This window comes from Kosakonia sp. YIM B13571 (genome assembly GCF_042788095.1).
Classification (GTDB): Bacteria; Pseudomonadota; Gammaproteobacteria; order Enterobacterales; family Enterobacteriaceae; genus Kosakonia; species Kosakonia quasisacchari.
Window position 1 is genome coordinate 209755 of sequence record NZ_JBHZPL010000002.1, and the last position, 13294, is coordinate 223048.

Sequence of the window (13294 nt, forward strand, 5' to 3'; positions counted from 1 at the left end):
ACAAAGCAGTAAACAACATTATAAAAAGCATCAATACTTTTACTTGTTTGCAGGTGAGCAATGTCGCAACCCAATATCACTTTGTAACCAAGGAGAGAGTCATGGCAACGCATCGCAGTGAGAAAGATTCGATGGGCGCAATCGACGTCCCGGCAGATAAACTGTGGGGAGCGCAAACACAGCGGTCGCTTGAGCATTTTCGTATCTCAACGGAAAAAATGCCGGTCTCACTGATCCACGCACTGGCGCTGACCAAACGCGCAGCGGCGAAAGTTAATCAGGATTTGGGGCTGCTGCCCGAAGAGAAAGCGCGCGCGATCATCGCGGCGGCAGATGAAGTGCTGGCCGGTCAACATCCTGATGAGTTTCCGCTCGCTATCTGGCAGACCGGGTCCGGTACGCAGAGCAACATGAACATGAATGAGGTGCTGGCCAATCGCGGCAGCGAGATCCTCGGCGGTGTGCGCGGCATGGAACGCAAGATCCATCCCAATGACGACGTGAACAAAAGCCAAAGCTCTAACGACGTGTTCCCGACAGCGATGCATGTAGCGGCGGTGATAGGCGTGCGTGAGCAACTGATCCCGCAGTTACACGTGCTGAAAAAGACGCTTCATGAGAAAGCCACCGCGTTTGCCAGCATTGTCAAAATCGGCCGTACTCATCTGCAGGACGCGACGCCGCTGACGCTGGGCCAGGAGATCTCCGGCTGGGTGGCGATGCTTGAGCATAACCTCAAACATATCGAACAGAGCTTGCCGCACCTGAGTGAACTGGCGCTGGGCGGCACCGCCGTGGGCACCGGGTTGAATACGCATCCGGAATACGCCGTACGCGTTGCGCAAGAGCTGGCCAGCTTTACCGGTCAACCGTTTATTACCGCGCCCAACAAATTTGAAGCACTGGCGACCTGCGATGCACTGGTGCATGCGCATGGCGCGCTGAAAGGGCTGGCTTCTTCATTAATGAAAATCGCTAACGATGTGCGCTGGCTCGCCTCTGGCCCGCGTTGTGGTATTGGCGAAATCGCGATTCCGGAAAACGAACCGGGTAGCTCGATCATGCCGGGTAAAGTTAACCCCACGCAGTGCGAAGCGATGACCATGTTATGCAGCCAGGTGTTGGGCAATGATGTGGCGGTGAATATTGGCGGCGCATCCGGCAACTTTGAACTGAACGTTTTCCGCCCGATGGTAATCCACAACTTCCTGCAATCGGTACGTCTGCTGGCGGACGGGATGGAGAGCTTTAACGAACATTGCGCCGTGGGGATTGAACCCAACCGCGAGCGTATTGATCAACTGCTGAATGAGTCTTTGATGTTAGTGACAGCACTGAACACCCATATCGGCTACGACAAAGCGGCGGAAATTGCCAAAAAGGCGCACAAAGAGGGGCTGACGCTGAAAGCCTCCGCGCTGGCGCTCGGCTACCTGACGGAAGCCGAGTTTGACAGCTGGGTGCGTCCGGAATCGATGGTTGGCAGTTTAAAACAGGCTTAACCCGCCAGATACAGGTGCAGCCGCGGGATGATCAGCGTCAGCGGCTGCGCCTGCGGTTTATAGCGGTGTTGAACCGTGTCCGCGTTGTAATCCAGTAGCTCGCCAATATCCGGGACGGTTCCGCCATTCTCTTCTGAAATCAGTGTGATAAGCGGTGTCGGGCAGGCATATTGCACCTGCTTTTGTGAATTGGCATACCAGACTCGGGCAATGGGCTGCACTTTCACCGGGCGCTTGATTTTCAGCCGTGCCTGTTTTGGCAGGGCGGCAATATCGTTGTACTCCTGCTCAATGCGCCCCAGCCACTCTTCACGCGTCCACGCAGAGACGGCACGCGGAGATTTCAGGCTTTTTTCCAGTTGCGCCAGCACTTCATCGCGGGTGAGGTTTTTAATAATATGCTTATTCGCCCAGCCAAAACGGATCGTCGCCGGGGCGCGAATGGCCGTCAGTGTCCGGTAAGCATTTAAGGTGATAAGCCCCGGCAGATGGCGGTGTACCCATTCAAACCGGGCAGCGGGGGCCAGTCCCGATTCCTGGGTGACTATCCGCTCAAAGGTTAATTTCAGTGCGTTCACTGTGCTGATGCGTTCAGTCAGCGCGCTAAGCGTGGCGTCACTCGCCTGATAGCAGATAACGCCTGGCAGCCGCACGGCGGCTTTACTGCTGCGGTTTTCCGACTGCTGTTGAATAAATAAATGGGTGTAATGATTATGGGCAAGTTCTGCCGCCTGCTGACCAAGATGTTGCTCGACATGAATCGCGGTAAGCGGGTTGTGTTCCGCGCCTTTGGGAACATCTGGCAGGCTAAATACGCGAGCGGCCATTAACCGGCAGGCCGCGAGCTCGGTTTTTAGCGCAGCCAGTTCATGTTCCAGTTGCCTGAAGGTCGTGTTGAGGCGTTCGATCAAATCTAAGGCAGCCATTTTGCACCCAATTAGTTACAACATACTTATAGTTGTAGCACAATCGCCAGGATTCGGCCACTGTGCAGTTAATGGTCAGGAGGGCAAAACAATGTTGTGGTAAATCGGCCAGTGGAAAGAAAATTTCGCGCCGCCCAGTTCGCTCTGCCCGCAACTGACTTCCCCGCCGAAAGCCTGTGCGATGGAATGCACAATCGCCAGACCCAGGCCACAGCCGCCGGTCGCGCGGTCGCGGCTGGGATCGAGGCGAACAAAGGGCTCAAACACCCGTTCGCGCTCTTCGGGCGCAATGCCGGGACCATCATCTTCAACGATCATGCAGGCTTGTGAGCCTTCGCGTTGTAAGGTGACTTTTACCGTTTGCTGGCTGTAACGCAGGGCGTTGTTCAGCAGATTATCCAGAACACGCTCCATCAGGCGCATATCCAGCGCACCGTAATCTTCACCGGGCGTTGTTGTCAGCAAAAAGGTGTGCTGCGGGTTCATGCTGCGCGCATCGTCAAGGTAGCTGCTGAACCACGCCGGCAGATCAGGCGAGGTGAGTTTCAACTCGGTTTGCGGGCGATCGAGACGGGCGTACGTCAGCAATTCTTCAATCAATGCCTCCAATTGCCCGATATCGCGATTCAACGCCGCGTGCTCGGTTTCGCTGAGGTTTTCACTCATCTCCAGCCGGTAACGCAGCCTGACCAACGGCGTGCGCAGTTCGTGGGCTATGCCGTCTATAAGGTGCTTTTTACTGGCGATCAGTGCGTTGATATTGTCCGCCATCTGGTTAAAGGCGATACCGAGCCGCTCAAAACTCGAGGCGCTGTCAAAATGAATGCGCTCTTCTAAATGCCCCTCGCCGAAGCGTTGTGCTGCCGATTCAAGCCGTAACATCTCTTGCCAGTGCGGGCGCATCCAGATAAATACCGGAAAGGCGAGAGAGATAGCAATCAGCGCCATCAAGCCCATATCCAGCAGCCGCGTTTCATGCAGGAAAAAAAGATACGGCACCGGGCCGACCGCCAAAACATAGTGGCTGCGGGGAATGCGTTGGATGAATGTGTATTCCGAATCGAGCGCTACAATATCGCCTTCACGCAGCCGTTGCGCCGGGCGCGGTTCCAGCGTGTATTTGCTCATCGGTTCAATGCGCAGATTAAACGACAGATTGAGATCCAGTTCCTTCAGGGTCCTGGCCCATTGATTGGGCGGGATCTCGCGCAGCTCGCTACGCATCAGGTACAGCGAGCTTTTCATCAAATCGTCAAGGGACTGGCGGCCAGCGCGCTCGGCGGTGAATTTATAAACCAGACCCACCAGCATCGTCATGACCAGAAAGCAGACGAACAGCAAAAGGTAAAACTGGACGAACAGCTTTTTCATAGCGACACCTGGTTGTGCGTTTTAGTTGTCCCACGCATGCGGGGCAAACAGATAGCCTTTGTTGCGGACGGTTTTAATTCGGTAGGGTTCCGTTGCGCTGTCGAGCAATTTTTTACGCAGACGGGAAATCGCCACATCAACACTGCGATCCATGCCATCGTAACTTACACCACGTAAGTTTTTCAGCAGCGCATCCCTGTCCATAATCTGCCCGGCATGAGTCGCTAATTCCCACAACAATTCAAAATCGGCAGTGGAGAGGGCGACTTGTTGCCCGGCCAGTAGTACCTGGCGGTTAACGGGATCGATAGACAAGGTGCCGAAGCTGATCGTCTTATGCTGTTTCAGCGAGGGAGTTGCGGGTTCGGCGACGGTATTCGCACTGCTGCGCTGGCGCAAATGCAAACGCAGGCGCGCCAGCAATACGGCGGGCGGCGTGGTTTTGAGAATATAGTCGTTGGCACCCATCTCCAGTGAAAGAATATGGTTCATATCACTGTCCAGCGAGGTGAGCAGCACAATCGGGCCGTTCCACTGGTTACGCAGGTCACGGCACAAAGTCATGCCATCTTTACCGGGCAGCATGATATCCAGCAGTACCAGTTCGGGTTTTTCGCGGGCGATTACCTCTTCGGCACGATCACCTCTGGGTTCGACAATGACGTCCATATCGTGTTTGCCCAGATAAGCAGCAATCAGTGCGCCCACTTCCGGGTCATCTTCCACAAAAACGATCTTATTCATAAGCCATCGCGATTGTTCAAAAACGTCAACATACACCGCCTTGCTATAAGCTGCCATTAATCTTTTCTAAACGAAGAGGCTTCCGTTATGCTGTAGGTCGTTGTTGTTGCAGTGATAAAGGTAAAATCATGGGGTTGGTGATTAAAGCGGCTATCGGGGCGCTGGTAGTACTGTTGATTGGTCTGTTAGCCAAAACAAAAAATTACTATATTGCCGGGTTAATCCCGTTATTTCCGACTTTCGCGCTGATTGCGCACTATATTGTCGCCACCGAACGTGGAGTTGAGGCGCTGCGCACCACGATCGTGTTCGGCATGTGGGCCATTATTCCCTATTTTATCTATTTGTTGTCGCTCTGGTATTTCACCGGTTTTATGCGGGTCTGGCCGGCGCTGGGCTGTGCGGTAATCTGCTGGAGCCTCAGCGCCTGGCTGTTAATTTACTGCTGGAGCCGCCTGCACTAGCGCATCAGCATCCAGGTGGCTGGAACGGCGGCGATTAGCAATGCGCCAATCAGCGCTTTTTCATATTGCTTGAGCATTTCCGTCATCTCATGCGTGTGACGGGCGTACATAAACACCAGCAGACCCGGTGCATAGAGCACCACCGACAGTAATAAATGCATCGGACCGGATGCATACAATAGCCATAAACCATACAGACAAGCGCCGATTGCCACCGCCTGGTGCAAAGGACGCTGCGCGATCTTCAACAGGAACGCGCCGACGAGGAAATAGGGCACCAGAATCATCTCTGACGCGATGGTCAGCAGCGTGTTGTAATCCGAACCGGTGAGCCAGATAAGTACCAGGCAAACCTGTACGCTGATATTGGTCAGCCACAAAGAGGCAGCCGGTGCGTTGTTTTTATTCTGCCGTGCGAAGATCTTCGGGAACGCTTTATGGGTTGCTGCCAGTAACGGCACTTCCGCTGCCATAATCGTCCAGCTCAGGTACGCGCCGCAGACTGAAACAATTAAACCCACCGCGATAACGACGTCGCCCCAGCTACCCAGCAGTTTCACCATCAGACCGGCCATTGATGGGTTGCGCATTTCCGCCAGTTCCGGGCGGGGGACAACGCCGAGCGAAAGCAGGGTAACCAGCAGGTAGACGGTTAATGCCGCCAGCACGGCGAGCAGTGTGGCGCGGCCGACATCGTGCTTATTGCGCGCCCGGGCGGAGACCACAACCGCGCCCTCGACACCAATAAATACCCACAGGGTAATCAGCATGGTGTTTTTAACCTGCTCCCACACCGGAACGCCCAGCGCAATGCCGCTGAAATCAAGGCGGAACTTGTCGAGGTTAAACGCCAGCGCCGCCAGCACAACAAACAGCCCGAGCGGCACCAGTTTCGCCAGCGTCGCTGCCAGATTGATACTCGCAGCGGTTTGTACGCCGCGCAGAACCAGCGCATGCACAATCCACAATAACGCGGATGCGCCAACAATCGATTGCCAGGTGTTGCCATCGCCAAACAAGCGCAACGACGGTGTATCGGTAAAGAAACTCAGCGCGGAAAAGACGATAACCAGATAAGAGACGTTAGCGATAACCGCGCACAGCCAGTATCCCCAGGCCGAACAAAAGCCAATCAACTCACCAAAACCTTCGCGGGCGTAGGTAAATATGCCGCCATCCAGATCCGGGCGAATGCGGGTCAGGATCAGCATGGCAAAGGCGAGTAATAAAATTCCTGCACCAGTGATTATCCAGCCAATGATCAGCGCTGCCGGGCTGGCAACTTCCGCCATATTTTGCGGCAGGCTGAAAACGCCTGCGCCTAGCATTGAGCTTAAAACCAGCGCAGTTAAAGCGCTAAGGCCAAGTTTCTTTTCCATGGTTATCCTGTCAAAAAAGCAACTAATCCAGAATAATTATTTTGCCGTGGCGCATAAATATGGTGGATATCACTAAGGCGCGGGATTTTACGGAGAGTCGACGAGCCATGCAATGAGGTGGGGCGACAATTTCACGAAAAAGGGTAAAAAAATAAAAAAGGCGGCCGTAGCCGCCTGATGCATAAATGCAGATTATTTATACAGATCGGCGCTGATGGTCATGTTGTTGCCGCTTTCTGACCACTGGCGGGTGATGTGATAGTACTTAGCACCTTTCTGCGCGGCGCGTTTGGCGACCTGGTAAGAGATCTCGGTCATGTTGCCATAGTTGCCGGTGAACTTAATGCTGTCGAAAGGCACCATTTGGGCAGCGGTGATTTTATTCACCTCTTCAACCTTCGTGCCGTCAGGCAGAGTGACACTGTAACGACCGCCGGAAGAGGATTGGGTTTCGAAGAAACGACCGACACCGACGCCTGCGGTCGCATCGCTGGCGACGCCTGGGATTTCAACTTTTTTCGCTTCTTCACCGCCTTTTGCCAGCGCGGCGCGGCCCGCATCCGAGTCACGCGGGATAGCATCCGCGCTCTGGATAACGCGCTTTTTCGCGTCGGCTTTATAAATAAAGGCTGTGATTATCTGGTTGCCGCCCTGGTTTGCATCAACCTGACGAACAATAAAGAAAGAGGCTGCGCCTTTCTCTTTAGCGGCTTTAGTAATGGCGTCGTTCACTTCCGGCTGGGTGCGGAAGAAACCCTGAACGGTCACCGTATCGTACGGCTGAAGCGCAATCGCTTGATCTTTCGGTAGCTCCGTCACGCCGTTAATAACACGGAAAGCAGGGCGCTCCGCTTTTGCTGCGTCAGCCTTGTATAAATCAACCGTCGCGCGCTGGTTGCCGCTGTTGCCCGCGTCGGAGCTATCAACAACGTAAAATGATGCGGCACCTTCTTTATCCGCGCGTTTGGATGCTGCGTTAACGACGTCGCCAATGGCATTAAAACGGCCGGTGATCACAATGCGATCGTAAGGTTTTACCGCTGCCGCTTGCTCCGGTGTTAACTCTGTCGCTGCGTTGGCGGTAAATGCCGTTGCCGAGAGAAGTGCTGACGCCAGGAGGGTGTACTTAAGCTTCATAAAAATAATCCTTCGCCTTGCGCAAACCATAAACTGGTGTTGTTGTTGGGAAAACGTCGGTGATTATTGCATTTAAACAGCGCGACTGTCTGCGTCATTTTTCACTGACTGTGCGGCTGAGGGGGAAATAACGATAACCTTTAGTGATATGTTGAAAAAACAGACGCTTGACCAGCAAAACCGATAAAGGTTATGACTTTTTTAAGTTAATACATTGTTAAAAAGCGAATCTTCACTGGAGATTAATCGTGTTTTGCCGCTTTGCTTGAGCGGAATATCGGCCTGTATGCGGGAATTTAAGGCAAATAACCTTGCCTGCGGCCTCCAACAGTTAATTTTCACGGATAAATGCATAATTTCTCTTTTCCGGCTGTGGATCACAGGCGTTATTTTCAGTAGGTTATAGAAAGTTTGTTACTGTTTTATTTTCCGCAGCGTTGAGTAAATAACCGCGCCGGAACCACTGACAAACCATCATCTAAAACCGATGGAAGGGAAAACTATGCGTATTGGTGTACCTAAAGAACGGTTGGCCAATGAAACCCGCGTTGCAGCGACGCCGAAAACGGTCGAGCAACTGCTTAAACTGGGTTTTACCGTCGCGATTGAAAGCGGCGCGGGCAAGCTGGCAAGTTTTGACGACGATGCGTTCGTCCAGGCTGGGGCGACGATTGTCGATGGGAGCAACGTCTGGCATTCAGACGTTATCCTCAAAGTTAACGCGCCGGATGACGAAGAGATTGCGCTGCTTAATCCGGGCACGACACTGGTGAGTTTTATCTGGCCTGCGCAAAATCCGGCATTAATGGAGAAGCTGGCCGCGCGCAACATTACTGTGATGGCAATGGATTCCGTGCCGCGCATCTCCCGCGCCCAGTCGCTGGATGCGTTGAGCTCAATGGCCAATATTGCGGGCTATCGTGCGATTGTTGAAGCGGCGCATGAATTCGGCCGTTTCTTTACCGGGCAGATCACGGCGGCAGGTAAAGTGCCACCGGCGAAGGTGATGGTGATTGGCGCGGGTGTTGCCGGTCTGGCAGCGATTGGCGCGGCCAACAGTCTTGGGGCCATTGTGCGTGCGTTCGATACGCGTCCTGAAGTCAAAGAGCAGGTGCAGAGTATGGGCGCCGAGTTCCTGGAGCTGGATTTCCAGGAGGAAGCGGGCAGCGGCGACGGTTACGCGAAAGTGATGTCCGAAGCCTTTATCAAAGCAGAAATGGACCTCTTCGCAGCCCAGGCGAAAGATGTCGACATCATTGTCACCACTGCGCTTATTCCGGGGAAACCCGCACCGAAGCTGATCACCCGTGAAATGGTGGATTCCATGAAGCCGGGCAGCGTGATTGTTGACCTTGCCGCGCAAAACGGCGGTAACTGCGAATACACGGTACCGAACGAGGTCAGCACCACCGCCAATGGCGTGAAAGTGATCGGTTATACCGATTTGCCTGGCCGTTTGCCCACGCAGTCTTCCCAGCTTTACGGCACCAACCTTGTCAACCTGCTGAAATTGCTGTGCGTTGAGAAAGACGGCAACGTGGTTGTCGATTTTGATGACGTTGTGGTTCGCGGGGTTACCGTGGTTCGCGACGGTGAAGTCACCTGGCCGGCACCGCCGATTCAGGTTTCTGCACAACCGCAGGCTGCGCCAAAAGCTGCCGCTGCACCAAAAGAAGAGGCCAAACCGGCTTCGCCGTGGCGGAAATATGCCTTTATGGCTCTGGCGATCATCCTGTTTGGCTGGCTCGCCGATGTTGCACCGAAAGAGTTCCTCGGCCACTTTACCGTCTTCGCACTGGCTTGCGTGGTGGGTTACTACGTGGTGTGGAACGTCTCGCATGCACTGCACACGCCGCTGATGTCGGTGACTAACGCGATTTCCGGCATTATCGTTGTTGGTGCGCTTTTGCAGATTGGTCACGGCGGCTGGGTCAGCTTCTTGAGTTTTATTGCGGTACTGATTGCCAGCATTAATATTTTTGGTGGTTTCACCGTCACTCAGCGCATGCTGAAAATGTTCCGGAAGAACTAAGGGGTAACAGATGTCTGGAGGATTAGTTACAGCTGCATACATTGTTGCCGCGATCCTGTTTATTTTCAGTCTGGCGGGGCTTTCTAAACACGAAACGTCTCAGCAGGGGAATAACTTTGGTATCGCCGGGATGGCGATTGCACTAATTGCAACCATCTTTGGCCCGGACACCGGGAATGTCGCCTGGATTTTAGTGGCGATGATTATCGGCGGCGCGATTGGTATTCGCTTGGCGAAGAAAGTTGAAATGACCGAAATGCCAGAGCTGGTGGCGGTACTGCACAGCTTTGTCGGCCTGGCTGCGGTATTGGTCGGTTTTAACAGCTATCTTGACCACGAAGTGGGACTGGATCCGGTGCTGGTGAATATTCACCTGACGGAAGTGTTCCTCGGCATCTTCATTGGTGCGGTGACCTTCACGGGTTCTATCGTCGCTTTCGGTAAATTGCGCGGGAAGATCTCCTCGAAGCCGCTGATGCTGCCGCATCGCCACAAATTTAATCTGGCGGCATTAGTGGTTTCCTTCGTGTTGCTGCTGGTGTTTGTACGCGCTGAAAGTGTTGGTCTGCAAGTGTTGGCGCTGTTGATCATGACGATGATTGCGCTGGTGTTTGGCTGGCATCTGGTGGCATCTATCGGTGGTGCGGATATGCCGGTAGTGGTTTCCATGCTGAACTCCTATTCCGGTTGGGCGGCGGCGGCGGCGGGCTTTATGCTCAGCAACGACCTGCTGATCGTTACCGGTGCGCTGGTCGGCTCTTCCGGTGCGATCCTCTCTTACATTATGTGTAAGGCGATGAACCGCTCCTTTATCAGCGTGATTGCCGGTGGTTTTGGTACTGATGGTTCCTCAACCGGTAGCGATGAAGAAGCGGGCGAGCACCGTGAAATCAATGCCGAAGAGACCGCCGAGCTGCTGAAAAACTCGCATTCGGTTATCATCACCCCAGGCTACGGCATGGCGGTGGCGCAGGCGCAATATCCGGTGGCGGAAATCACCGAAAAACTGCGCGCGCGCGGCGTGAAGGTGCGTTTCGGTATTCACCCGGTTGCCGGACGTTTACCGGGCCATATGAACGTACTGCTGGCAGAAGCGAAAGTGCCTTACGACATCGTGCTGGAAATGGACGAAATCAACGATGATTTCGCCGACACCGACACCGTGCTGGTTATTGGTGCGAACGACACGGTTAACCCGGCGGCGCAGGATGATCCGAAGAGCCCGATCGCAGGTATGCCGGTGCTGGAAGTGTGGAAAGCGCAGAACGTGATTGTGTTCAAACGTTCCATGAACACCGGTTACGCGGGCGTGCAAAACCCCTTGTTCTTTAAAGAGAACACGCAGATGTTGTTTGGCGATGCCAAAGCCAGCGTTGACGCTATCCTCAAAGCGCTGTAATGCGTATCGATTGAAAAACCGCTCTTCGGAGCGGTTTTTTTTGGTCTGCATTGGCGAAAGCAGTGTGTCTATACTTTTATCTTCATGTTTTTTATGAGGAGGAAGGATGACGTTTTTGTCACGTTTTGACTTCATATCCATATTGATGCTGTCATCATTCTGGATTGGTCTTGCCACGGTGGTTATCGTTACGCTGGTTGTCTACTGGCTGTTCACCTACTTACTGAATGTGGTGCTGAAAGGCGCGCGCAACTGGAGTGAAAAACAGAGCGGCGTCGGCAGGCTGCAGCATGTTGTGGTGGATATGCTCAGGCGCACCAGCAAATTCCTGCTCTTTGTGGCGGCGTTACTCTTCAGCCTGCGGTTTGTCGATCTCCCCAATCACCTGTTTACCACACTCGGGCACGCCTGGTTTTTAGTGCTGGCGGTTCAAATCGCCCTCTGGCTTGATCAGGGCGTGGTGTCGTGGATGCGTCACTTGATGTTCTCGCCCAATACCAGTAAAAACCCGGTCACCATGGTGATTGCCGGTCTGCTGCTGCGCATGATGCTCTGGACGATGATGTTGTTATCGATTCTGGCGAATGTCGGGGTCAACATTACCGCGCTGGTCGCCAGCCTTGGCGTGGGCGGTATCGCCATTGCGCTGGCGGTGCAAACCATTCTCAGCGATGTTTTCGCCTCGCTTTCTATCGGCTTTGATAAACCTTTTGAGATCGGTGACTTCGTCGTTTTCGGCGACGTTGCTGGCACCATTGAGCATATTGGCCTGAAGACGACGCGTATTCGTAGCCTGAGCGGGGAGCAGATTGTTTGCGGTAACGCCATCTTGCTTCAACAAACGCTACATAACTACAAACGTATGCAGACCCGGCGCATCGTCTTCACCTTTGGTCTGGCGCTCACTACGCCGCCGGAGAAGCTGCGTAAAGTGGGTGAAATGGTACGCGCCATCATCACTGATGTTGGCAACACGCGCTTTGACCGCGCCCATTTCCTGGGGTTTGGTACCGATCGGCTGAATTTTGAAGTGGTGCATATCGTCAATTCGGCGGACTACAACACCTACATGGATATTCAGCAAGAAATCAATATCCGCATCATGGAGCATCTGGCTGCAGAGGGGATTGAACTGGCACTGCCGTGCGTAGTGGTGAAAGGGGGAGTGGCTGTCGAAACGTCGCCCGCAGAACCACAAAGGGAACAAACGGCTGTATAAAAAAACCCGCCTCGCGGCGGGTTGCTTGTTTAGTCGTCTTCTTCGTCGTCCAGCTCGACGGGCGTCTGGTACTCATCGGGTTTAATGACCAGCAAGTCGCAACGCAGATGATCAATAACTTGCTCGGCAGTGTTACCAAGGAAGGCGGCGGAGATCCCGGTTCGCCCGATGGTGCCAAGCACAACAATCCCTGCTTGCAGGTGCTCAGCCAGATCCGGGATCACCTCTTCGGGTAACCCTTTCTCCACATGCGTGAGTTTTTCATCGATGCCAAATTTCTGCCGTAACGCTTTCATCGCCAGCAAGTGCTGACCGCGAATTGCGTCGTTGTATACGCTGGGATCAAACTCCGGCAGTTCAATCGCGATGTTGATAGGCGTCACCGGGTAAGCGCCAACCAGATGAACTTCGGTATGGTTAACCTGTTCGGCCAGATGCAGCGTCTCTTTGACCAGTTTTTCATTCAGCGAGTTGTGGTAAATCTCCTCGCTGGCGAGATTGACTGCGACAACGGCACGTCCGGCTTCAGGCCAGGGCTGGTCTTTCACCATCCACACCGGGCACGGGCATTTACGGAGCAGATGCCAGTCGGTTGGAGTAAAAATAACGGATTCCAGTTTGTCATGCTGGTGGGTCATCTTCAGCAGTAAATCGTGTCCACCCGCCAGAATTTCCTGAATGATGGCTTCGAAGGGACGATTGTGCCAGACCACTTTGATTTCGATTGGCACACCCGCGTCAATATAGTATTTCGCCTGCTCACGGATCCACGCAGTACGCTGGCTGATGACGCCCTGGCGCATTGCGGTACGTTCGTCAGGGGACAGAAGGGTGGTCATTTCGTAAGAGAAGTCATAAATCGGCAAAAACGCTTTAATGCGGCCGCCAATCCGTTGATGCAAATACACAGCACGTCGTAACGCTGGCTGATCGTCCTGATTGGGATCGATGGCGACCAACATATTCTGATACTTAGCCATACAGGGTCTCCTTACATCTGTCACCACAGTCTGTCAGTAAAAGATAACCCATAAGTGCTGAATGAAACAGGGGAAAGCCTTCGCCAGATCAATAAATCAGATAAATTTAATGACCAGGCAAAGGTGATATCAAGCGGGGAA

11 protein-coding genes are annotated in these 13294 nt (G+C 53.6%); 5 read left to right on the forward strand and 6 right to left on the reverse strand.

Features of this window, described 5'->3' with window-relative positions:
* The first annotated feature begins 101 nt into the window (after window positions 1–101).
* A complete protein-coding gene (gene fumC / locus ACFX4O_RS06145) occupies window positions 102–1502 on the forward strand; it encodes a class II fumarate hydratase (protein WP_380207757.1) in 1401 nt (466 codons plus the stop codon).
* Here the strand turns inward: fumC and tus are convergent.
* The 3 genes from tus to rstA all read right to left on the reverse strand — a co-directional run bounded on the left by tus (window position 1499) and on the right by rstA (window position 4543).
* A complete protein-coding gene (gene tus, locus ACFX4O_RS06150) occupies window positions 1499–2428 on the reverse strand; it encodes a DNA replication terminus site-binding protein (protein ID WP_380207758.1) in 930 nt (309 codons plus the stop codon). The two genes, fumC and tus, sit on opposite strands and share 4 nt — an antisense overlap.
* A 75-nt stretch (window positions 2429–2503) precedes the next feature.
* Window positions 2504–3799, reverse strand: a complete 1296-nt coding sequence (gene rstB, locus ACFX4O_RS06155; protein ID WP_380207759.1) for a two-component system sensor histidine kinase RstB — start codon at window positions 3797–3799, stop codon at window positions 2504–2506.
* 21 nt (window positions 3800–3820) lie between these two features.
* Window positions 3821–4543, reverse strand: coding sequence for a two-component system response regulator RstA (rstA, locus tag ACFX4O_RS06160; protein WP_131412309.1), 723 nt, complete (start codon window positions 4541–4543; stop codon window positions 3821–3823).
* Window positions 4544–4671: 128 nt separating this feature from the next.
* Between rstA and ACFX4O_RS06165 the strand changes: the two genes are divergently transcribed.
* Complete coding sequence (locus ACFX4O_RS06165) at window positions 4672–5007, forward strand: GlpM family protein (RefSeq protein WP_131412311.1); 336 nt, start codon at window positions 4672–4674, stop codon at window positions 5005–5007.
* Here the strand turns inward: ACFX4O_RS06165 and ACFX4O_RS06170 are convergent.
* On the reverse strand, window positions 5004–6386 hold the full coding sequence (locus tag ACFX4O_RS06170) for an amino acid permease (RefSeq protein WP_380207760.1): 1383 nt from the start codon (window positions 6384–6386) through the stop codon (window positions 5004–5006). The genes ACFX4O_RS06165 and ACFX4O_RS06170 overlap by 4 nt on opposite strands.
* Before the next feature lie 192 nt (window positions 6387–6578).
* Window positions 6579–7523, reverse strand: coding sequence for a DUF1471 family protein YdgH (gene ydgH / locus ACFX4O_RS06175; RefSeq protein WP_380207761.1), 945 nt, complete (start codon window positions 7521–7523; stop codon window positions 6579–6581).
* Window positions 7524–8025: 502 nt separating this feature from the next.
* On the opposite strand from ydgH, the gene pntA reads away from it, so the two are divergent.
* The 3 genes from pntA to ACFX4O_RS06190 all read left to right on the forward strand — a co-directional run bounded on the left by pntA (window position 8026) and on the right by ACFX4O_RS06190 (window position 12173).
* Window positions 8026–9555, forward strand: a complete 1530-nt coding sequence (pntA, locus tag ACFX4O_RS06180; RefSeq protein ID WP_380207762.1) for a Re/Si-specific NAD(P)(+) transhydrogenase subunit alpha — start codon at window positions 8026–8028, stop codon at window positions 9553–9555.
* A gap of 10 nt (window positions 9556–9565) precedes the next feature.
* The gene (gene pntB, locus ACFX4O_RS06185) at window positions 9566–10954 is read left to right on the forward strand and encodes a Re/Si-specific NAD(P)(+) transhydrogenase subunit beta (RefSeq protein WP_380207763.1); all 1389 of its coding nucleotides are present in this window, start codon (window positions 9566–9568) and stop codon (window positions 10952–10954) included.
* 106 nt (window positions 10955–11060) lie between these two features.
* Window positions 11061–12173 carry a mechanosensitive ion channel family protein gene (locus ACFX4O_RS06190; RefSeq protein WP_380207764.1) on the forward strand — a complete coding sequence of 371 codons (1113 nt, stop codon included), beginning with the start codon at window positions 11061–11063 and terminating at the stop codon, window positions 12171–12173.
* A gap of 29 nt (window positions 12174–12202) precedes the next feature.
* On the opposite strand, the gene uspE is transcribed toward ACFX4O_RS06190, so the two are convergent.
* Window positions 12203–13153 carry a universal stress protein UspE gene (uspE, locus tag ACFX4O_RS06195; protein WP_131412323.1) on the reverse strand — a complete coding sequence of 317 codons (951 nt, stop codon included), beginning with the start codon at window positions 13151–13153 and terminating at the stop codon, window positions 12203–12205.
* Window positions 13154–13294: the final 141 nt, after the last annotated feature.